Raw genomic sequence first — 21,316 nt, 5'->3', positions numbered from 1 at the left:
TTTATTTTGAACTCACATTTTTTCAATTTATCGTTATGCCTGTTGGCATAACGCTTCTCTCCTGCTAAAACTGAACGCTGTTTTTTCAAATTAAATATAACGGCAAAAATATGATGAATGGTAGCCAAACATTGGTTGTGAAGCTGGGGACAAGTGTATTGACCGGCGGCTCTCGTCGTCTGAACCGGGCTCGTATTGTAGAGCTGGTACGCCAATGTGCTCAACAACATGAAAAAGGCCACCGTATTATTATTGTAACTTCCGGTGCTATTGCGGCTGGCCGGGAGCATCTGGGATATCCGGATTTACCTGCAACTATTGCTTCTAAGCAATTGCTGGCGGCAGTAGGTCAGAGCCGGTTGATTCAGCTGTGGGAACAGTTTTTTTCTATTTATGGTATTCATGTTGGTCAAATGTTACTGACCCGTGCGGATTTAGAAGATCGGGAGCGTTTTTTAAATGCCAGAGATACCTTAAATGCCCTGCTTGATAATCGCATTGTTCCTATAATCAATGAGAATGATGCGGTTGCAACTGCGGAAATTAAAGTGGGTGATAATGATAATTTATCTGCACTGGCAGCAATTCTGGGTGGAGCAGATAAACTGTTATTATTGACTGATATTGAAGGGCTATATACCGCTGATCCGCGTAGTAATACAAATGCAGAACTTATTCCGGAAGTTTATGACATCAGCGACGAATTACGTATGGTTGCCGGTGATAGCGTTTCCGGTTTAGGGACGGGTGGAATGGCGACTAAGCTTCAGGCAGCGGGTATTGCAGGCCGGGCCGGTATTGATGTCATTATTGCTGCCGGTAATAAACCTGATGTTATCACGGATGTCATTGAAGGTAATCCGGTGGGGACTCGCTTTCATGGGTTGGAAAGCCCGATGGAAAATCGCAAGCGTTGGATTTTTGGCGCCCCACCTGCTGGTGAAATTATTGTTGATCACGGTGCTGAAACCGCAATCTGTGAAAAAGGCAGCTCTTTGTTGCCGAAAGGGATTAAAAATATTAAAGGTGATTTCTCCCGTGGAGAAGTTATCTGTATTCGTAGCCTGTCTGGTAAGGATTTGGCGCACGGCGTTTGCCGTTATAACAGTGATGCTTTGCGTTTGATTGCAGGCCACCATTCACAGCAGATAAACCAAATTCTCGGTTATGAATATGGTGCTGTTGCGGTTCATCGTGACGACATGATTGTGAGTTAGGGGTTCATAATGTTAGAGCAAATGGGAAAGGCTGCCAGAGAAGCCTCATGGCAACTGGCACAGCTAAGTACGAAACAGAAAAATCAGGTATTAATCCACATTGCAGATTTGCTGGAGCAGAAAAGTACAATCATTCTCGAAGCTAATCAGCTTGATATGGCTCAGGCTCGTGAACAGGGAATGAGTGAAGCGTTGCTGGATCGTCTGTTACTGACACAGGAACGTTTGGCAGCGATAGCTAACGATGTTCGCCAGGTGTGTCGTTTATCTGACCCGGTAGGGCAAGTTATTGATGGTAGCTTGCTTGATAGTGGTTTGAAGTTAGAACGTCGCCGTGTACCGCTTGGTGTGATTGGTGTGATTTATGAAGCCCGTCCTAATGTCACTATTGATGTTGCATCTCTGTGTTTGAAAACAGGTAATGCCGTTATTTTGCGTGGTGGTAAAGAAACTCATAACACTAATCAGGCAACAGTGAAAGTCATTCAGCAGGCACTTGAGCAGAGTGGGTTACCTGCCGCAGCAGTGCAGGCGATAGATAAACCGGATCGTGAATTAGTTACTCAGCTACTGAAAATGGACCGTTATGTGGATATGCTGATTCCACGCGGTGGCGCTGGGTTGCATAAGCTGTGCCGTGAGCAGTCAACTATTCCGGTTATTACCGGTGGTATCGGTGTCTGCCACACTTTTGTCGATGAAAGTGCTGATTTCGATAAGGCATTGACTGTCATCACTAACGCTAAGGTTCAACGACCAAGCGCCTGTAATGCTTTGGAAACGTTGTTGGTACATCATAGGATCGCGGCAGATTTTTTGCCTGTACTGAGCAGGAATATGGCAGGACAAGGTGTTACCCTTCACGCGAGTAAATCAGCAATGGAATTTTTGCGGGAAGGCCCTGCAAAAGTCGTGGATGTGGCAGAAGCAGATTACAGTGATGAGTGGTTATCTTTGGATATGAATGTGGAAATTGTCAGTGATATTGATCGGGCAATTAACCATATCCGTACATACGGCACATCCCATTCTGATGCGATTCTGACTCAATCTTTGCACAATGCCGACTATTTTGTTCGTCAGGTAGATTCTGCGGCGGTTTATGTGAACGCCAGCACTCGCTTTACTGATGGTGGACAGTTTGGTTTGGGGGCGGAGGTTGCCGTCAGTACTCAGAAACTGCATTCCCGTGGTCCAATGGGATTAGATGCGCTGACTACGTATAAGTGGGTTGGTTATGGCGATAATTTAATCCGTAAGTAATCTGTTTTTGTTACCCCAAAAGTGTGTCTGATTAATTGATATATCGGTAGGATCATGTTTTGGGGTAGCTTTTTCCATATAGATTCACTTTTGATTTTACGTTGATGTAAAGTTCTGGTTACTATAGCTGTTAATATATTTTTAACGATGAAATTTACCAAGGATATCAGACAATGAACCCAATATTGTTTATTGTAGGTGCGCGTGGGGCAGGAAAAACGACGGTTGGAAAGCGATTAGCCAATGAGTTATCGTACACATTTATTGACACCGATCATCATATCCAACAAATCAGTAATATGACCATTGCGGATATTGTTAACCAGCAAGGGTGGCAACAATTTCGGCAATTGGAAACTAAGGCTTTACAACAAGTTAGTCAAAGTAATCGGGTTATTTCCACCGGTGGTGGGATTATTCTTTCTGCTGAAAATCGCCAATATATGCGACAAAATGGTACGGTGATTTATCTTCAGGCTTCCGCTGACATATTGGCTGAACGATTAATGCAGCAGCCGGAAAGTACTCAACGCCCCAGTTTAACTGGAAAATCTATTGTTGAAGAAATGGAAGAAGTCCTCACTGCAAGGGAGAATCTCTATTGTGAGTGTGCAGATCATATTATTAATGCGCAACTTTCACCGGAAAGAATTATAGCTTGTGTGAAAGAAATTATTCTTCCCAGAAGAATATCCTGACACTTTTTTATTTAAAAATAAGAATATTATAGTATCAGATGATAAATAATATCTTCTATTTATTTTTCAAATGGGTTGAGATACGAATATGTTGTTTTTTTTTCTAAAACTTGTTTTTCGTTTGATGTTCCGTTTAACGATAGAAGGAGATATTAAACAATTTACCTACCCAAAATGCCTTATCACACCTAATCATGTCTCTTTTCTTGACGGTGTTTTGTTAACACTTTTCTTACCTGTTAAGCCGGTATTTGCTGTTTACTCCGACATTGCAAACCGGGGTTTTATGAAATGGGTAAGGCGCTATGTTGAAATAGTGCCTTTGGATCCAATAAATCCAATGGCGGTCAGGGGGTTGGTCAAAGAAATAGGTAAAGGAAGACCGATAGTTGTCTTCCCTGAGGGACGAATTACGGTTACGGGTTCTTTAATGAAAATCTACGATGGGGCAGCTTTTATTGCCGCTGTATCGGGAGCAATGGTGGTGCCTGTCCGCATTGAGGGGTTGGAACAAACGATATTCAGCCGATTAAAAGGTATCTTCAAGCTTCATCTTTTTCCGAAGGTGACAATAAAAATTCTGCCTGCCACACAATTGCCAATGCCGGATGCACCTAACGCGGACCAGAGACGCCGTTTGGCGGGAGAACGCTTGCATGAAATCATGATGAGTGCACGAATGGCGACTCGTCCGCAAGAAACAATATTTGAATCTTTACTGGTTGCACAAAAGCGATTTGGCCGCTTTAAGCCCTGTATTGAAGATGCTTCTTTTAAGGAAGATAGCTATAACAGTTTGCTTAAAAAAACGCTGGGTATTAGCCGTATTTTGCAACGTTTTACCTGTCGGAATGAACGGATTGGTTTTCTTTTACCAAATACCACTATTATGGCAGCGGCTATATTTGGCGCATCTTTGAGAGGCAGAATTCCCGCCCTGTTAAACTATACCGCAGACAGCTACGGGCTGAAAAATGCCATAACAATCGCCAGTATCAAAACGATTGTGACTTCCCGGCAGTTTCTGGAAAAGGAACAGTTAACGCATTTATCTGAACAGGTTACTGAGGTTAATTGGGTTTATCTTGAGGATTTAAAAGGTACAGTGACTTTTCTGGATAAATTATGGATCTTGTGGCATCTCTTTTTCCCGAAACAAGCGATGGTGGCGCTAAAACCGGATGATGATGCATTGGTGTTGTTTACGTCCGGTTCAGGCGGTGTGCCAAAAGGTGTGGTTCATAGTCACTCTAGTTTGTTGGCAAATGTGGAACAGATAAAAACCATTACTGATTTCAATCCACTTGACCGTTTTATGTCTTCTGTACCACTGTTTCATGCATTTGGACTGACTGTTGGCCTATTTACCCCGTTGTTGACGGGTAGCCAGGTATTCCTTTACCCAAATCCACTGCACTATCGGGTGGTGCCGGAATTGGTATATGAACGTAACTGCACCGTATTATTGGGCACATCTACTTTCCTGGAGAATTATGCCTGTTTTGCCCATCCCTATGATTTCGCACGTCTTCGCTGTGTAATGGCGGGTGTTGAAAAGCTCGCTGAGAACACTAAACGTGTTTGGCAAGATAAATTCGGGATCCGCATTCTGGAAGGGTATGGAATGACGGAATGTGCGCCTGTCGTTGCATTGAATGTGCCAATGATGGCTAAAGCCGGGACTGTTGGGCGAATTTTACCGGCAATGGAGTTCCGTTTGATTCCGGTGGCAGGTATTAGGGAAGGGGGACGTTTGCAACTGCGTGGCCCGAATGTTATGAAAGGGTATCTGAGGGGGGACGATCCAAATCATTTGGAATGTCCATCGGCAGAAGATGAGCATGGGAATGTTCAGTGTGGCTGGTTCGATACTGGAGATATTGTTTCAATTGATGAACAAGGATTCTGCACTATTCTTGATCGGGTGAAACGTTTTGCTGAATTGTCAGACGAAATGGTGCCACTGGACAGTGAAGAAACTTGCATTGCAAGTCTCTCCTGATGCCATACATGTTGCTACAGTTAAGGGTGACCATAGCAAGGAAAAATATTGGTGCTGTTCACTACTGATTCGGAACTTGAATACTCATTAATGCTTCAGACAGCTCAGGAATAATAATTGTGAATGTATCTTCTGTTGTTGATCAACCGCTATTAACCCGTGGCATGAAAGCCGTATTGGTATCACAGTTTTTTTCGGCTTTTGCGGATAATGCTCTATTGTTTGCGATTTTGGCACAGTTGAAAGCCCAGTTTTATCCTGACTGGAGTCAGCCGATATTGCAGATAGTGTTTGTCCTTGCGTATATCTTGTTGGCACCTTTTGTCGGGCGAATAGCAGATCGTTTTCCAAAAGGTCGTGTGATGCTGTTTGCCAATAGCTTCAAGCTATTAGGCGCGCTGAGTATTTGCCTGGGTTATAATCCCTTTTTTGGCTATGCTTTGGTTGGGATTGGGGCAGCAGCATATTCACCGGCCAAATACGGAATCTTGGTTGAATTGACAGATGGCGATCGCTTAGTGAAAGCTAATGGTTTACTGGAGGCTTCAACTATAGCTGCTATTCTCACAGGTTCTGTGGCGGGTGGTCTTTTGTCTGATTGGAGTCTGACCGCTGCATTATTTACTTGTGCGCTGGTATATGGCATTGCTGTCATTGTTAATTTCTTTATCCCGCAATTATCGCCAGCTTGCCAGGGTAAGGGCTGGAGCCTGAAAAAGATGCTGACAGATTTTACTTCAGCCTGTTGTATTCTTTGGCATAACAAAGAAGCACGATTTTCTTTGGTTGGAACCAGTCTGTTCTGGGGCGCGGGGATCACACTGAGATTTCTGTTGGTTTTATGGGTGCCTGTTGTTTTGGGAATTGTTGATAACAGCACGCCGACAGTACTTAATGTGATGGTTGCTATCGGGATTATTATCGGCGCAGGGGTTGCTGCCCGTTTTATCACATTGAAAACCGTCCGCCGTTGTATGCCTGCCGGTATTTTAATTGGTGTGATGGTGGTGGTTTTTGCTGTTCAGCAGAGTCTCTGGGCTTCTCACGTTATACTCATTATTCTTGGCATTTTTGGCGGCTTGTTTATTGTTCCGCTGAATGCGTTATTGCAGGAAAGCGGCAGGCAAACAGTTGGGGCCGGTAATGCAATCGCAGTACAGAATTTGGGTGAGAATACTGCCATGTTACTGATGCTTGGCTTATATTCACTGGTCATTAAAATAGGTGTTCCGGTTGTCATAGCAGGGATAGGTTTTGGTGTGCTGTTTACTTTGACAATCACCGGTTTGTGGATTTGGAACCAGCTTCAGAAAAATTGATCTTTTACCGGATAAAGGTGTGTTTATGGATGAAAAAATTCTGACTCAGCTTAGTATTGAACTGGGAATGAAACTGCAACAGCAAAAATTGTGGGTGACCTGTGCTGAATCTTGCACAGGTGGCTGGCTGGCAAAAGCAATTTCAGATATTGCCGGTAGCTCTGCTTACTTTGACCGGAGTTTTGTGACATACAGTAATAAAGCCAAACATCAGATGCTTGGTGTATCAGAAACCACTTTACAGCAATATGGCGCTGTCAGTGAACCGGTGGTGAGAGAGATGGCGGCAGGAGCGTTGGAAGCAGCGCACGCGGATCTGGCGGTTTCTGTCAGTGGTATTGCCGGGCCTGATGGTGGAAGCGAAGAAAAGCCTGTTGGCACAGTGTGGTTTGGGTTTGCATACCGAACAGTAAATGGGATAGAAGTTGTATCCCGTCATTGTTGTTTTAACGGTGATCGAAATGAAGTACGCCTTCAATCCGCAATTTATTCTCTGAAAACATTGTTATCAGAGATTATAAAAAATTAGCTTGATACTGTATGATTATACAGTATACTTGCAGGTAACATTTTGGTATTAAAAATTATTCATCGGCAGTGAGGTAATCCTTTCATTGCTTACGAGGGAGTAAAAATGGCTATTGATGAAAATAAACAAAAAGCACTGGCAGCGGCACTGGGCCAAATTGAAAAACAGTTTGGTAAAGGTTCCATCATGCGTCTGGGCGAAGACCGTTCAATGGACGTTGAAACTATCTCCACTGGCTCACTGTCACTGGATATTGCATTAGGTGCTGGTGGCTTGCCGATGGGGCGCATTGTCGAAATCTATGGCCCGGAATCTTCTGGTAAGACAACGCTGACATTACAGGTTATTGCCGCAGCACAACGCGAAGGTAAAACCTGTGCGTTTATTGATGCTGAACATGCCCTTGATCCTGTCTATGCGAAGAAACTGGGTGTTGATATTGATAACCTGTTGTGTTCTCAGCCAGACACCGGAGAACAGGCTCTTGAGATTTGTGATGCGTTGACACGTTCCGGCGCGGTTGATGTCATTATTGTCGACTCCGTTGCGGCTTTAACACCAAAAGCTGAAATCGAAGGAGAAATTGGTGATTCTCATATGGGGTTAGCTGCTCGTATGATGAGTCAGGCAATGCGCAAACTGGCGGGTAACCTGAAAAGTTCCAATACTCTTCTGATCTTTATCAACCAGATCCGGATGAAAATTGGTGTTATGTTCGGTAACCCCGAAACCACAACCGGTGGTAATGCGCTGAAATTCTATGCTTCTGTACGTCTGGATATTCGCCGCATTGGTTCTGTGAAAAATGGCGAAGAGGTCGTTGGTAGCGAAACCCGTGTTAAGGTTGTCAAAAACAAAGTGGCAGCGCCATTTAAGCAAGCCGAATTCCAGATTATGTACGGTGAAGGCATCAACACTTATGGTGAATTGATCGACTTGGGTGTGAAACATAAACTGATAGAAAAAGCAGGTGCGTGGTACAGCTACAATGGCGATAAAATTGGTCAGGGCAAAGCGAATGCGACTATCTACCTGAAAGAACATCTTGAAATTGCTACTGAGTTGGATAAAAAATTACGCGAAATGCTGCTGCATAATGCTGGAGAATTCAGCAGTGCTGCTTCTGATTATGAAGACAACGAAAAAGAAGAGTTGAATAACGAAGAATTCTAATCTGATTATATTGATAGCCTGTATTCTGGTATTAAAGCTGTAAAAGTTTTGCCATCAAACTTATAACCGCGTTAATAATGACGCGGTTTCTTCTCTCAGAAAGCAAGTATTATCCATATTATGCGATCATGCTTTCAGAAAATAGCCAGACGATTTACAATGCTGCCAGCGAATGGATGTATCTGGGATTTTACTTCTAATGGAAGAAATTTTATCTTATCCCCACTTTGTTTATTCGTGAGTTGAAAATGGGTGATGAAATATTCCACCTAACCAATTCATAAATCTGTTTTTTCCAGCTTGATTTCGGGACAATTATGAGCAAAAGCACCGCTGAGATCCGTCAAGCGTTTCTCGACTTTTTTCATACTAAAGGGCATCAGGTAGTACCAAGCAGTTCTTTGGTGCCAAATAATGACCCAACACTGTTGTTTACCAACGCAGGGATGAACCAGTTTAAGGATGTATTTCTTGGGCAGGACAAAAGATCTTATTCCCGAGCAACAACTGCTCAGCGCTGTGTTCGTGCCGGTGGTAAACATAATGATTTAGAAAACGTCGGTTACACCGCACGTCATCATACTTTCTTTGAAATGCTGGGTAATTTTAGTTTTGGTGACTATTTCAAGCATGATGCTATTAGCTATGCTTGGGAACTTCTGACAGGCAAGGATTGGTTCAATTTGCCTAAAGAAAAATTATGGGTGACTGTCTATCAGACTGATAATGAAGCCTATGATATCTGGCAAAATGAAGTTGGAATACCAGCAGAAAGAATTATCCGCATTGGTGATAATAAAGGTGCTCCTTATGCATCAGATAACTTCTGGCAGATGGGTGATACCGGTCCTTGCGGCCCTTGTACTGAAATTTTTTATGATCACGGTGATCATATCTGGGGTGGCCCGCCAGGAAGTCCAGAGGAAGATGGTGATAGATATATTGAAATCTGGAACATCGTCTTTATGCAGTTCAATCGTCATGCTGATGGCACGATGGAGCCGCTGCCAAAACCATCCGTAGATACCGGTATGGGGCTGGAACGTATCGCTGCTGTATTGCAGCATGTTAATGCCAACTATGAGATTGATCTGTTCCGTGATCTGATTGCTGCGGTGGCTGGTGTCACTGGTGCTACAGACGATCTGAGTAATAAATCTCTGCGGGTTATTGCCGACCACATTCGTTCATGTGCGTTCCTGATTTGTGATGGCGTTATTCCTTCCAATGAAAACCGTGGTTATGTTCTGCGCCGTATTATCCGCCGGGCTATTCGTCACGGTAACATGTTGGGTGCTAAAGATACCTTCTTCTATAAATTGGTTGCTCCATTAATAGAAGTGATGGGCGCTGCGGGAGAAGAACTTAAGCGTCAGCAAACCGTTGTTGAGCAGGTCTTGAGAACAGAGGAAGAGCAATTTGCCCGTACTCTGGAACGCGGTCTTCAATTGCTGGACGATGAATTATCAAGACTGTCCGGTGATATTCTAGATGGTGAAACCGCCTTCCGTCTGTACGATACTTATGGTTTTCCTGTGGATTTAACCGCTGATGTTTGCCGTGAGCGCAATATTAAGGTTGATGAAGACGGTTTTGCCGTTGCAATGGAAAGTCAGCGTCGTCGGGCTCGTGAATCAAGTGGTTTCGGTACTGATTATAATGAATTGATCAAAGTTGATGAACGCAGTGATTTCTCTGGTTACGATCATAACGAACAGCAGGCAGCAGTTACAGCTATCTTCCGTAATGGCGAATCAGTCAATCAAATTCAAGCGGGTGAAGAAGCGATTATTATACTGGATAAGACCACGTTTTACGCTGAGTCCGGTGGGCAAGTTGGTGACCGGGGTATTCTGAGCAATAACGATTGTGCTTTTGATGTTACTGATACACAAAAATACAGTCAGGCTATCGGTCACATTGGTAAGCTTGCAAAGGGTAGCTTAAGTGTAAACCATAAGGTCAATGCTGTTATTGATATAGAACGTCGTGATGCAATCCGTTTGAATCATTCAGCGACCCATCTGTTACATGCTGCATTACGTCAGATTTTGGGCGAACATGTATCTCAGAAAGGCTCCTTGGTTAACGATAAATATCTCCGCTTTGATTTTTCTCATTTTGAAGCAATGAAACCGGAGCAGATCCGTCAGGTTGAGGATTTGGTTAATGCTGAAGTTCGTAAGAATTCACCGATCGTGACTGAATTGATGGATCTGGAAGCAGCAAAAACCAAAGGCGCTATGGCACTGTTTGGTGAAAAATACGAAGAGCAAGTTCGTGTACTATCAATGGGGAATTTTTCCACTGAATTATGTGGCGGGACTCACGCAAGCCGTACTGGTGATATTGGTTTATTCCGTATTACTGCTGAATCTGGAACGGCTGCGGGTATCCGTAGGATTGAAGCAATTACAGGTAAAAAAGCGTTGGAATCTGTGCACCAACAAGCTAATTTGCTTCAGGATATTGCTCAATTGGTGAAAAGTGATATCAATAACCTGAGTGAAAAAGTACGGGTAACACTGGATAAAACCAAAGCACTGGAAAAAGAACTTCAACAGCTTAAAGATCAACAGGCTACACAGGAAAGCTCTTCTTTGGCAAGTAAAGCGAAAGACGTTAACGGTGTGAAGTTGCTGGTTAGCCAGTTAAGTAATACAGAGCCTAAAATGCTGAGAACTATGGTTGATGATCTGAAAAATCAACTGGGTTCAGCAATTATTGTGCTTTCTACTATAAGTGATGATAAAGTCAGCCTAATTGTTGGTGTCACAAAGGATCTGACTGCTAGAATAAAAGCAGGTGAGTTAATTTCTTCTGTAGCTCAACAAATCGGTGGTAAAGGTGGTGGTCGCCCTGATATGGCCCAAGCAGGTGGTTCAGATGTTCAAGCGTTGCCTTCTGCTTTGGATAGCGTGGAAGAGTGGATAGCATCGCGGCTTACCTGAATTACCTGAGTTTAGAGGGCACTATGATGGTTGTTTTTATGGTGCCTTGAAATCTTGTTGTGAAATTGTTAAAAGGTTGAGCGCATATTTATTTATTTTGGCTAAACTATATATGTAGGAAATGCGCTCAAAATTGCTTATACTTTAAGCATATAATATTGTTTTACGTTTTCACGGTGTTTGGATGGATAATAGCGGGGAAACCTAAAGACCCGACTCTTTTAAATTTTCAAGGAGCAAAGAATGCTTATTCTGACTCGTCGAGTTGGTGAAACGCTCATGATAGGCGATGAGGTAACAGTTACAGTACTGGGGGTTAAAGGTAACCAAGTTCGTATTGGTGTAAATGCCCCTAAAGAAGTTTCTGTTCACCGTGAAGAAATTTATCAGCGGATTCAGGCCGAAAAATCTCAGCCAACAACTTATTGACTCTAAGTTGGCGTCCTATGTCAGAACCGGGCGCCATTTTTGAGGCATCTCATCTCTGTTAGTAGTTTATTCCCTTTATTCTTGAATTCTTACCTATCTTCCCATCTTTTTTGTTTTTCTATCATAAGAAAAGGCAAGGTCCATGATGCTATTGTGGGAAAGGATGGTTTGCATATACTTCAATTGAAGGCAGGATAATTTACTGCTGACAAAATACACTTTTTGTCGTCAAACCATTCATCTTGTGCGTGAAGTATCCAAACAAACACAGGTTTAGAAAAATTGTTTGACTTATAAGTCTGGGAAAGTAATATGTGCGCCACGCAGTGACGAGGAGCTTAAACAAAAGTTCTGAGCCACGGTTCGAAAAATAGCTCGAAAGAAAGCGTACGGTGAGATGGCCGAGAGGCTGAAGGCGCTCCCCTGCTAAGGGAGTATGCGGTCAAAAGCTGCATCGAGGGTTCGAATCCCTCTCTCACCGCCATTTTAAGACCATGCATCCATAGCTCAGCTGGATAGAGTACTCGGCTACGAACCGAGCGGTCGGAGGTTCGAATCCTCCTGGATGCACCATATTAACCTTGAGATGCAATCATCTAAGGTACGATTCAGGTAATCAAAGCAACTACTGCCTTTTACCAGAGTAACAAACTGACCATGCATCCATAGCTCAGCTGGATAGAGTACTCGGCTACGAACCGAGCGGTCGGAGGTTCGAATCCTCCTGGATGCACCATATTAACCTTGAGATGCAATCATCTAAGGTACGATTCAGGTAATCAAAGCAGCTACTGCCTTTTACCAGAGTAACAAACTGACCACGCATCCATAGCTCAGCTGGATAGAGTACTCGGCTACGAACCGAGCGGTCGGAGGTTCGAATCCTCCTGGATGCACCATATTAAGCCCCGTCTAAAAAGCGGGGCTTTTTCTTTATCTGTATTGCTGTAAATCAATCTGTCCCCTGTATAGCACTGAAATACTTTTGCTTATATATCTAATCAGCGACAATTTGGCTTGTTTAAGATAAAGTAAACCCTTATAAAAATTCTTCTAAAACACTACGGGAGGTCGAATTGATCCCGGACGTATCAAAGGCTCTATCATGGCTAGAGGCGCATCCGACAATTTTAAAGGGAATTCGTCGCGGTGTTGAGCGTGAAACATTGCGTGTTACTTCAGATGGTGATTTGGCAGCGACGGAGCACCCTAAAGCACTTGGTGCAGCGCTTACGCACAAATGGATTACGACTGACTTTGCAGAGTCATTGTTAGAATTCATAACACCAGTCGATGATGACATAAAATATACAATTTCATTTCTTAGCGATATTCATCGTCATACAGCGCGCGTGCTGGACAAAGAAAAAATGTGGCCTTTGAGTATGCCATGTTTTATTGATGCGGCAGAGAACATTACTCTGGCTCAGTATGGTACATCGAATATTGGTCGCTATAAGACGTTATATCGTGAAGGGCTGAAAAACCGTTATGGTGCTTTGATGCAGACCATATCTGGGGTTCATTACAATTTTTCATTGCCGATTGAGTTTTGGCAGGCATGGGCTGGCGTTGAAGATGCAGAGAGTGGTAAAGAGCGGATCTCAGATGGTTATTTCCGTTTGATCCGCAACTACTATCGTTTTGGATGGGTGATTCCCTACTTGTTTGGCGCTTCTCCAGCAATTTGTTCTTCATTCTTGCGTGGCAGAGAGACTTCTTTGCCTTTTGAGCACATAGAAAATGGAGCTTGCTATCTGCCTTATGCTACTTCATTAAGAATGAGTGATCTGGGATACACCAATAAATCGCAGCGTGATCTGAATATTACGTTTAATAACCTTCGTACCTATGTTGAAGGGCTGAAAAAAGCGATTCACAAGCCGTCTGACGAGTTTGCTAAGTTGGGTATTAAGCAAGGTGACAAATATATTCAGCTCAATACCAACGTCTTACAGATTGAAAATGAGTTGTATGCGCCAATCCGGCCTAAACGTGTTGCAAAAGGGAATGAATCGCCTTCTGATGCTTTACTGCGTGGAGGGGTGGAATATATCGAAGTTCGTTCATTAGATATTAATCCATTTGCCGCGATTGGGGTCAATGAAACACAAATTCGCTTTCTTGACCTATTCTTAATATGGTGTGTGCTTGCCGAAGCGCCAGAAATGAGTAGTGATGAGTTGGAGTGTTGCCGCAAAAACTGGAATAGAGTGATCCTTGAAGGGCGTAAACCAGGGCAAGTGATTGGCCTTGGTTGTGGCAGCGTAGAGGAACCATTAGCTAAAGTTGGCAAAGAATTATTCAATGACTTGAAACGGGTTGCTGAAATACTGGATAGTTGTTCTGGTACGCAATATCGGAAAGTTTGCGAAGAATTGATTGCTATGTTTGATGATTCATCACTGACCTTATCGGCTCGTTTGCTGGAAAAAATGAAGACTCAGGGCATTGGCGACTTTGGGCTGGAATTGGCAGATAGATATCATCAGCAATTAGTCAATGAAAAATATGAGGTTATTAGCGACGAACAGTTCGCTATAGAACGCAGGGCCTCCGTGGAGCGACAAGACGCGTTGGAATATGAAGATACCATCAGTTTTGATGAATATCTGAAACAACAGGCAGGATGCTAGAGAAGAAAATGGGCACTAATAATAGTGGTCAAATAAAAACTTCTGGAAAAATAGGAATGGCAATAATTGCGCGTCTTTCATTCTTTACGACCGGTGGTAGATGAAAAGGTTTCATTTGCTTGTAAAAAATCTGAATTTTTTGTGGAGATGAAGAAATGCCTTTACTAGATAGTTTTACTGTTGACCATACTCGTATGGCTGCACCAGCTGTAAGAGTTGCTAAGACCATGAAAACGCCTCATGGTGACACCATTACAGTTTTTGATTTACGCTTCTGTGTGCCAAATAAAGAGGTTATGCCTGAGAAGGGTATTCATACACTTGAACATTTGTTTGCTGGTTTTATGCGTAACCACCTCAATGGTGATGGTGTTGAAATTGTTGATATATCGCCAATGGGATGCCGAACGGGTTTTTATATGAGCCTGATTGGCGCGCCAGCAGAAATACGGGTTGCTGAAGCGTGGAAAGCAGCAATGGCCGATGTATTGAAAGTGAAAGATCAGACTCAGATCCCAGAGCTAAATATTTATCAGTGCGGTACTTATCATATGCATTCACTGACAGAAGCTCAGGATATTGCCCGCCATATTCTTGATTCAGATGTTCGTGTTAATAGGAATGATGAACTGGCATTGCCAGAAGAAAAGCTAACAGAGTTGCATGTATAGTTTATAACAGCGATGAGATGTTAGCAGGAATATACCGTTGGGGGCGTAGCACATACCTCCAACGGTATGGATCTTAAGTGATCATTTAAGCTGTTTGTGCTTTTTGTCCAGAAAGTTGGTTGATGGGCGTGACCCGAACTTGTTTAATGACATTATCGTTCACAGAAAGCACTTCAAAATTATATTTGCCAATTTGCACTTGCACGTTCAGTGCTGGTATTTCTCCTAACTCTTCAAGCACCATACCATTAACAGTTCGTGGTCCATCAACAGGCAATGCCCAGTCAAAAGCTTTATTTAATTCGCGGATGTTGGCTGTCCCGTCAACTAAAATAGTACCGTCACTTTGGGGAGAAACTTCTTCAGCTAGAGATGGAGACATTGACGTTGTAAAATCACCGACAATCTCTTCGAGGATATCTTCAACAGCTACCAGCCCTTGAATATCACCGTATTCATCAACGATAAGCCCGGCTTTTTCCTTATTGCGTTGGAAGTTTACCAATTGAACATTAAGTGGAGCGCTGATCGGAATATAGTAAATTTTATCCGCTGCTTTAATCAGGTTTCTTTTGGTGAACTCTTTTTTTTCCGTCATCAATCGGTAAGCTTCACGTACACGGAGCATGCCAATAGCATCATCAAGTGAATCACGATAAAGCACGATCCGGCCATGAGGTGAATGAGTTAACTGACGTATGATGGATTTCCAGTCATCATTAATATCAATACCAACAATTTCATTACGGGGAACCATAATGTCGCCGATGGTGACTTTCTCCAGGTCTAAAATTGAAATCAGCATATCCTGATTTTGCCGTGATAGCTTGGCATCTGATTCATTCAAAATAGTGCGTAGTTCATCTTTACTAATTGCATCACTGTGACCAGTAGTGTGTTTGATACCAAGGCAACGCATTAACAATAAGGTAATTCTATTTAGCAGCCAAACTAATGGCATCATGATTTTTTGTAATGGGCGCAGCAGGAAACTGCTCGGAAAAGCGATCCTTTCAGGATAGAGGGCGGCTATAGTCTTTGGCATAACTTCAGAAAATATCAGCACAATAAAAGTCAGAACACCTGTTGCGATAGCGACCCCGGCATTACCATAAAGGCGCATACCAATGATGGTAGCGAGTGCTGAGGCTAGAATATTAACTAAATTGTTGCCGATAAGAATCAGGCTTATAAGCCGGTCAGGATGACGAAGCAATACTTCAACTCTGCGAGCAGGGCGGCTTCCTTGCTTTGCCAGATGACGTAAGCGGTAGCGGTTCAGTGTCATCATACTTGTCTCAGAAGCGGAGAAGTACGCTGAAACGAGAAGCATAATGATTAAAATGATAATTAATGTGCTTGTTGAGACATGCTCCAAAGCAAAATTCCTTCCAAATATTGATGCTGATTGGACATCATGTCATTTTTTTAATAAATCATGATTTCTTGCAATAATCGATTGCCGAAATAGGCAAGCGTCAGGGTAAATGCACCAATCAAATTAAACCAGATAACTCGTTTACCACGCCATCCATCATGGTAGTGGCCCCATAATAAAACAATGTAGACAAACCATGCGATGATAGACAGAACTGCTTTATGGATGTTTTCCTTACTGAAAATATTATCCATATAGAGGATGCCGGTACAGAGTGTCAGAGTCAGTAATATTACGCCAACCTGAGTGATATGGAACATTTTACGTTCGATGAACATCAGTGGGGGCATATCCGGAGTAAAAGTCAGCTTTTTATTTTTAAGCTGATGATCCAGCCACCCAAGTTGTAGAGCATATAGTGCAGCGATAAGCAAAGTCGCATAGCCAAGCAGAGCCAAGCCAATATGAATAGATAATTCAAGGCTGGCTTCCAGATGAGTAATGAATTCACCGGGCATAAAGCTGGCTAATGCCAGATTTATCATGGCAAAACTATAGACAATGGGCAGTAGGAACCAGGCACGTCCATGGGAAGCGACAATTGTCATTATGATGCAGATAAGTAAGCTGACAATGGAACCTAGGTTCAAGAGTGTGAGGTTCTGCCCACTGCTGACGTGAAAGATCTTGTATTTAAGTGCGATAGCATGACAGATTAAAGCGATAATCGCTGAAAGCAATGCCAGTCTGCGGTATCCATTCGGTTTTCGCAGTAAGCCGGGAATAATCAGTACCAGGCTGAGTAAATAAGCGAATAAAGCAATTATAGAGAATACTGGCATAGCGTTAGTCGTTTTAGCGATTTTTAGGTGAATTAAAACTTAAGTATAACGCCAGCAAGGATAGCCTCCAACCGTTGTTAATCATCCGTGCGAATCTCTGTGCAGAGATCCCTTTATCATCGTGTTATAATTTTCAGAATACGCTTACAGGTAGCCCATTTTTAAAAATTGAGCAGAGACAATGTTTGATAATTTAACCGACAGACTATCGCGCACATTGCGCAATATCAGTGGCCGTGGGCGACTGACTGAAGACAATATTAAAGAGACACTGCGCGAAGTTCGCATGGCTTTACTTGAGGCTGATGTTGCATTGCCTGTAGTGCGTGACTTTATTTCGTGTGTTAAGGAGAGCGCGGTAGGCCACGAAGTTAACAAAAGCCTTACTCCCGGACAGGAATTTGTCAAAATTGTTCAGAATGAACTGGTTAAGGCGATGGGAGAAGTTAACAGTGAACTGAATCTCTCTACCCAACCTCCGGCTGTCGTATTGATGGCCGGTTTGCAAGGTGCAGGTAAAACGACCAGCGTTGCTAAGCTGGGTAATTTTCTGAAAGGAAAACAAAAGAAAAAAGTTTTAGTGGTATCTGCTGACGTCTATCGTCCGGCCGCGATCAAACAGCTTGAAACGTTGGCGCAGGCAGTCGGTATTGATTTCTATCCTTCTGATGCTCAGGAAAAACCGGTCGATATCGTGACTAAAGCTGTACAGCACGCTAAGTTGAAATTCTATGATGTGCTGTTGGTGGATACTGCGGGTCGTCTGCATGTTGACGAAGCCATGATGGATGAAATCAAACAGGTTCATGAAGCTATTAATCCAGTGGAAACCCTGTTTGTTGTTGATGCTATGACGGGCCAGGATGCTGCGAATACAGCAAAAGCTTTCAATGAGGCATTGCCACTGACGGGTGTGGTGTTGACTAAAGTCGATGGTGATGCTCGTGGCGGCGCTGCCCTGTCTATTCGCCATATCACGGGTAAGCCAATTAAATTCCTGGGTGTTGGTGAAAAAACTGATGCACTGGAGCCTTTCCACCCGGATCGTATTGCCTCTCGAATTCTTGGGATGGGAGATGTTCTTTCCCTGATTGAAGAAATTGAAAGTAAAGTCGATCGTACCCAGGCGGAAAAGCTGGCTTCTAAACTAAAAAAAGGTGATGGTTTCGATTTAAATGACTTTCTGGACCAGCTTAAGCAGATGCGCAATATGGGTGGTATGGCGAGTATGTTAAGCAAAATGCCGGGAATGTCTCAGGTGCCTGATGCAGTAAAATCTCAGATGGATGATAAAGTGCTGGTGAAAATGGAAGCTATTATAAATTCCATGACGCGTAAAGAGCGGGAAAAGCCGGAAATTATCAAAGGTTCTCGTAAACGCCGTATTGCCAGTGGTTCCGGTACTCAGGTTCAGGATGTTAACCGCCTGCTTAAACAATTCGACGAAATGCAGCGCATGATGAAGAAAATGAAGAAAGGTGGTCTGGCAAAAATGATGCGTGGCATGAAAGGCATGATGCCACCCGGATTTATGGGCCGTTAATTGATAAAGTCTCGAAGAATATCCACTTTGGATTGCTTTTTGCGCCAAAGTGAGTAAACTTTTCGGGCTTTTTATCTGACAGCCGGACTTCATTCCTCGATGGAGTCTGGTTGTTTTGTTAACTAATGAGGATGTTATGGTAACAATTCGTTTAGCTCGTGGCGGCGCAAAAAAGCGTCCGTTTTATCAAGTAGTCGTGACCGATAGCCGCAACCCGCGTGATGGTCGCTTTATTGAGCGCGTTGGCTTCTTCAACCCTATCGCAACAGGGAAAGCAGAAGCACTGCGTTTAGATCTGGACCGCATTGAACATTGGGTGGGTCTGGGTGCAACTGTGTCTGATCGTGTTTCTTCACTGATCAAAGACGCTAAAAAAGCAGCTTAATCTGTCGCGGTGGTAACTATGAGCAAGCAAACTAGCCTTGAACTTCCTGTGAGTCCAATCGTATTGGGAAAACTGGGTTCAACTTATGGTATTCGTGGTTGGCTCAGAGTTTTTTCTTCCACCGAACATGCCGAAGACATTTTTGAGTATCAACCGTGGTTTATCCAACGGGCAGGTCGGTGGCAACACATCGAACTGGAAGCCTGGAAACACCACAATCAGGATATGATCGTCAAAATTAAAGGTATTGATGATCGGGATGCTGCGAATTTACTGATTAATTGCGAAATTACCGTAGATTCAGCGCAACTACCGGAACTGGATGCGGGTGATTACTACTGGAAAGACCTGATGGGTTGCCAGGTAGTAAGCACAACGGGTTATAGCCTGGGTACTGTCAATGACATGATGGAAACCGGTTCTAATGATGTAATGGTAGTTAAAGCAAACCTGAAAGATGCATTCGGTGTCAAGGAACGGCTGATTCCGTTTCTTGATGGGCAGGTTATCAAGAAAGTCGATCTCGCTACTAAAACTATTGAAGTAGATTGGGATCCTGGTTTTTAAACTCCGGTTATAAACGGTTTAAATGAGTGGGACGCTGTAATGTGGATTGGGGTTATTAGCCTGTTTCCTGAAATGTTCCGCGCAATAACCGATTATGGGGTAACTGGCCGGGCAGTAAAGAATGGCCTGTTAAGTATTGAATGCTGGAATCCACGGGATTTTACCTACGACCGGCATCGTACTGTTGACGATCGGCCTTACGGCGGTGGTCCAGGCATGTTGATGATGGTTCAGCCTTTACGGGAAGCTATTCATGCAGCAAAAACTGCGGTAGGCGAAGGTGCAAAGGTGATTTATCTTTCACCTCAGGGGCGCAAACTCAATCAACAAGGCGTTTGTGAGCTGGCAACAAATGAGAAACTGATTCTGATTTGTGGCCGCTATGAAGGGATAGATGAGCGGGTTATTCAAACTGAGATTGACGAAGAATGGTCTATCGGTGATTACGTGCTCAGTGGTGGTGAAATTCCTGCAATGACCATGATTGACTCTGTTTCCCGGTTCATTCCGGGAGTTTTGGGGCATCGGGCATCGGCTGAGGAAGACTCTTTTGCTGATGGATTGCTGGATTGTCCGCACTATACCCGCCCGGAGGTATTGGATGGCATGGAAGTTCCACCCGTTCTGTTATCGGGGAATCATGCTGAAATTAATCGCTGGCGTATGAAACAATCGCTTGGCCGGACTTGGCTTAGAAGACCTGAACTTCTGGAAAACCTAGCTCTGACTGACGAGCAAAGGATATTGCTGACAGAGTTCCAACGGGAACATCTAACTGAAGCAACGAATTAATCCAGACATATTCCCTGAAGGGAATGAATGTCTTTGATATATCAGTTTACCTAGGGTAAGAGAATTATTATGAGCAACATTATTAAACAACTTGAACAAGAGCAGATGAAGCAAGACGTACCTTCATTCCGTCCGGGTGACACCGTGGAAGTTAAGGTATGGGTCGTAGAAGGTTCTAAGAAACGTCTGCAGGCATTCGAGGGCGTGGTTATCGCTATCCGTAACCGCGGTCTGCACTCTGCATTCACTGTTCGCAAGATTTCTAACGGCGAAGGTGTTGAGCGTGTATTCCAAACTCACTCCCCAGTCGTAGACAGCATTAGCGTTAAACGTCGTGGTGCTGTTCGTAGAGCTAAATTGTACTATCTGCGTGAGCGTTCTGGTAAAGCTGCTCGTATTAAAGAGCGTTTGAACAGCAAATAATACGCTTTCGTTACATCCGAAAGTTATCGTTGAAGAGGCCAGCAATTGCTGGCCTCTTTTTTTATATTTTTAACAATTCCTGAGGAAGTATTATGTAATAGTATCGTTCCGTTAGGGCGAATGATTTTTGGACGTGAAGATAGAACTCATTTGTTGGAAAAATTAGATATGCCAGCTCTTGTTATCACAGGTGAGCAAGATATGTCTCGTCTGCCTCTGGAAGGTTACTTGATGGCTGAAATACTTCGCTGTGATTATGTTGTCATTCAGGATGCGGGGCATATTTCCACATTGGAGCAACCACATAAAGTTAATCAGGAATTGGTCGCTTTTTTGCAGCAAGCTCTGTAGCGATTCTTTTAATGAAAAGGCGGGATTATCCGGCCCTTAATATTGAATTTAGTAAAGATCTGCATCAATATTTTCATCAGGATATAACCTATATAAGAATTGATAACACAGATTCCCTTCATAACGTCTGCTGGTAATAAGCATATA

18 protein-coding genes, 4 tRNA genes and 1 pseudogene are annotated in these 21,316 nt (G+C 43.4%); 21 read left to right on the top strand and 2 right to left on the bottom strand.

Going from position 1 to position 21,316, the window contains the following annotated elements; translation table 11 throughout:
- Positions 1-113 precede the first annotated feature (113 nt).
- The 15 genes and pseudogenes from proB (at position 114) to luxS (ending at position 14,888) form a co-directional block, all read left to right on the top strand.
- Positions 114-1,217: a glutamate 5-kinase gene (proB, locus tag VY86_RS01645; RefSeq protein ID WP_046976649.1), complete on the top strand. Its 1,104-nt coding sequence runs from the start codon at positions 114-116 to the stop codon at positions 1,215-1,217.
- 9 nt (positions 1,218-1,226) lie between these two features.
- Positions 1,227-2,480, top strand: a complete 1,254-nt coding sequence (gene proA, locus VY86_RS01640) for a glutamate-5-semialdehyde dehydrogenase (protein ID WP_046973696.1) — start codon at positions 1,227-1,229, stop codon at positions 2,478-2,480.
- A 173-nt stretch (positions 2,481-2,653) separates the two neighbouring features.
- Positions 2,654-3,178 (top strand): shikimate kinase AroL, encoded by a 525-nt coding sequence (gene aroL, locus VY86_RS01635; protein ID WP_046973695.1) that lies wholly within the window; start codon positions 2,654-2,656, stop codon positions 3,176-3,178.
- A gap of 88 nt (positions 3,179-3,266) precedes the next feature.
- Positions 3,267-5,291: pseudogene (gene aas / locus VY86_RS01630) on the top strand (bifunctional acyl-ACP--phospholipid O-acyltransferase/long-chain-fatty-acid--ACP ligase); the annotation flags it as partial.
- A gap of 53 nt (positions 5,292-5,344) precedes the next feature.
- A complete protein-coding gene (gene lplT, locus VY86_RS01625; RefSeq protein WP_046976648.1) occupies positions 5,345-6,499 on the top strand; it encodes a lysophospholipid transporter LplT in 1,155 nt (384 codons plus the stop codon).
- 25 nt (positions 6,500-6,524) lie between these two features.
- Entirely contained in the window at positions 6,525-7,028 is a 504-nt protein-coding gene (pncC, locus tag VY86_RS01620; RefSeq protein ID WP_046973693.1) for a nicotinamide-nucleotide amidase, read from the top strand.
- A 105-nt stretch (positions 7,029-7,133) separates the two neighbouring features.
- A complete protein-coding gene (recA, locus tag VY86_RS01615) occupies positions 7,134-8,201 on the top strand; it encodes a recombinase RecA (RefSeq protein WP_046973692.1) in 1,068 nt (355 codons plus the stop codon).
- 317 nt (positions 8,202-8,518) lie between these two features.
- The gene (gene alaS, locus VY86_RS01610; protein ID WP_046973691.1) at positions 8,519-11,152 is read left to right on the top strand and encodes an alanine--tRNA ligase; all 2,634 of its coding nucleotides are present in this window, start codon (positions 8,519-8,521) and stop codon (positions 11,150-11,152) included.
- Between the two features lie 243 nt (positions 11,153-11,395).
- Positions 11,396-11,581 (top strand): carbon storage regulator CsrA, encoded by a 186-nt coding sequence (gene csrA, locus VY86_RS01605; protein WP_002209449.1) that lies wholly within the window; start codon positions 11,396-11,398, stop codon positions 11,579-11,581.
- Positions 11,582-11,972: 391 nt separating this feature from the next.
- Positions 11,973-12,065: transfer RNA gene (locus tag VY86_RS01600), tRNA-Ser, on the top strand.
- 12 nt (positions 12,066-12,077) lie between these two features.
- Positions 12,078-12,154, top strand: a tRNA-Arg gene (locus tag VY86_RS01595).
- An 86-nt stretch (positions 12,155-12,240) separates the two neighbouring features.
- Positions 12,241-12,317, top strand: a tRNA-Arg gene (locus VY86_RS01590).
- 86 nt (positions 12,318-12,403) lie between these two features.
- Positions 12,404-12,480, top strand: a tRNA-Arg gene (locus tag VY86_RS01585).
- A 177-nt stretch (positions 12,481-12,657) separates the two neighbouring features.
- Positions 12,658-14,217, top strand: a complete 1,560-nt coding sequence (gene gshA / locus VY86_RS01580; protein ID WP_046973690.1) for a glutamate--cysteine ligase — start codon at positions 12,658-12,660, stop codon at positions 14,215-14,217.
- A 155-nt stretch (positions 14,218-14,372) separates the two neighbouring features.
- Entirely contained in the window at positions 14,373-14,888 is a 516-nt protein-coding gene (gene luxS / locus VY86_RS01575) for an S-ribosylhomocysteine lyase (protein ID WP_046973689.1), read from the top strand.
- A gap of 85 nt (positions 14,889-14,973) precedes the next feature.
- Here the strand turns inward: luxS and VY86_RS01570 are convergent, their stop codons facing one another.
- Both VY86_RS01570 and VY86_RS01565 read right to left on the bottom strand, forming a co-directional pair.
- On the bottom strand, positions 14,974-16,266 hold the full coding sequence (locus VY86_RS01570) for an HlyC/CorC family transporter (RefSeq protein WP_046973688.1): 1,293 nt from the start codon (positions 16,264-16,266) through the stop codon (positions 14,974-14,976).
- 50 nt (positions 16,267-16,316) lie between these two features.
- Complete coding sequence (locus tag VY86_RS01565; RefSeq protein ID WP_046973687.1) at positions 16,317-17,108, bottom strand: cytochrome C assembly family protein; 792 nt, start codon at positions 17,106-17,108, stop codon at positions 16,317-16,319.
- A gap of 181 nt (positions 17,109-17,289) precedes the next feature.
- Here VY86_RS01565 and ffh point away from each other — a divergent pair, with 181 nt between their 5' ends.
- The 6 genes from ffh (at position 17,290) to VY86_RS01535 (ending at position 21,169) form a co-directional block, all read left to right on the top strand.
- Positions 17,290-18,651 carry a signal recognition particle protein gene (ffh, locus tag VY86_RS01560; protein ID WP_046973686.1) on the top strand — a complete coding sequence of 454 codons (1,362 nt, stop codon included), beginning with the start codon at positions 17,290-17,292 and terminating at the stop codon, positions 18,649-18,651.
- Between the two features lie 136 nt (positions 18,652-18,787).
- Positions 18,788-19,036, top strand: coding sequence for a 30S ribosomal protein S16 (rpsP, locus tag VY86_RS01555; RefSeq protein ID WP_036850135.1), 249 nt, complete (start codon positions 18,788-18,790; stop codon positions 19,034-19,036).
- 18 nt (positions 19,037-19,054) lie between these two features.
- Positions 19,055-19,603, top strand: a complete 549-nt coding sequence (gene rimM / locus VY86_RS01550; protein WP_046973685.1) for a ribosome maturation factor RimM — start codon at positions 19,055-19,057, stop codon at positions 19,601-19,603.
- Between the two features lie 39 nt (positions 19,604-19,642).
- A complete protein-coding gene (gene trmD, locus VY86_RS01545; RefSeq protein WP_046973684.1) occupies positions 19,643-20,395 on the top strand; it encodes a tRNA (guanosine(37)-N1)-methyltransferase TrmD in 753 nt (250 codons plus the stop codon).
- A 69-nt stretch (positions 20,396-20,464) separates the two neighbouring features.
- A complete protein-coding gene (rplS, locus tag VY86_RS01540; protein ID WP_021325982.1) occupies positions 20,465-20,818 on the top strand; it encodes a 50S ribosomal protein L19 in 354 nt (117 codons plus the stop codon).
- 168 nt (positions 20,819-20,986) lie between these two features.
- On the top strand, positions 20,987-21,169 hold the full coding sequence (locus VY86_RS01535; RefSeq protein WP_228939875.1) for an alpha/beta fold hydrolase: 183 nt from the start codon (positions 20,987-20,989) through the stop codon (positions 21,167-21,169).
- The last annotated feature ends 147 nt before the right edge of the window (positions 21,170-21,316 follow it).

This window comes from Photorhabdus thracensis (assembly GCF_001010285.1).
Classification (GTDB): Bacteria; Pseudomonadota; Gammaproteobacteria; order Enterobacterales; family Enterobacteriaceae; genus Photorhabdus; species Photorhabdus temperata.
Note: the sequence above shows the minus strand (reverse complement) of the source record. Positions and strands in the feature narration are given on the sequence as shown.

Bases quoted from the DNA above. Each gene is read 5' to 3' on its own strand.
- proB (WP_046976649.1), top strand. From the start codon at position 114: ATGAATGGTAGCCAAACATTGGTTGTGAAGCTGGGGACAAGTGTATTG.
- proA (WP_046973696.1), top strand. From the start codon at position 1,227: ATGTTAGAGCAAATGGGAAAGGCTGCCAGAGAAGCCTCATGGCAACTG.
- aroL (WP_046973695.1), top strand. From the start codon at position 2,654: ATGAACCCAATATTGTTTATTGTAGGTGCGCGTGGGGCAGGAAAAACG.
- lplT (WP_046976648.1), top strand. From the start codon at position 5,345: ATGAAAGCCGTATTGGTATCACAGTTTTTTTCGGCTTTTGCGGATAAT.
- pncC (WP_046973693.1), top strand. From the start codon at position 6,525: ATGGATGAAAAAATTCTGACTCAGCTTAGTATTGAACTGGGAATGAAA.
- recA (WP_046973692.1), top strand. From the start codon at position 7,134: ATGGCTATTGATGAAAATAAACAAAAAGCACTGGCAGCGGCACTGGGC.
- alaS (WP_046973691.1), top strand. From the start codon at position 8,519: ATGAGCAAAAGCACCGCTGAGATCCGTCAAGCGTTTCTCGACTTTTTT.
- csrA (WP_002209449.1), top strand. From the start codon at position 11,396: ATGCTTATTCTGACTCGTCGAGTTGGTGAAACGCTCATGATAGGCGAT.
- luxS (WP_046973689.1), top strand. From the start codon at position 14,373: ATGCCTTTACTAGATAGTTTTACTGTTGACCATACTCGTATGGCTGCA.
- VY86_RS01565 (WP_046973687.1), bottom strand. From the start codon at position 17,108: ATGCCAGTATTCTCTATAATTGCTTTATTCGCTTATTTACTCAGCCTG.
- ffh (WP_046973686.1), top strand. From the start codon at position 17,290: ATGTTTGATAATTTAACCGACAGACTATCGCGCACATTGCGCAATATC.
- rpsP (WP_036850135.1), top strand. From the start codon at position 18,788: ATGGTAACAATTCGTTTAGCTCGTGGCGGCGCAAAAAAGCGTCCGTTT.
- rimM (WP_046973685.1), top strand. From the start codon at position 19,055: ATGAGCAAGCAAACTAGCCTTGAACTTCCTGTGAGTCCAATCGTATTG.
- trmD (WP_046973684.1), top strand. From the start codon at position 19,643: ATGTGGATTGGGGTTATTAGCCTGTTTCCTGAAATGTTCCGCGCAATA.
- rplS (WP_021325982.1), top strand. From the start codon at position 20,465: ATGAGCAACATTATTAAACAACTTGAACAAGAGCAGATGAAGCAAGAC.
- VY86_RS01535 (WP_228939875.1), top strand. From the start codon at position 20,987: ATGCCAGCTCTTGTTATCACAGGTGAGCAAGATATGTCTCGTCTGCCT.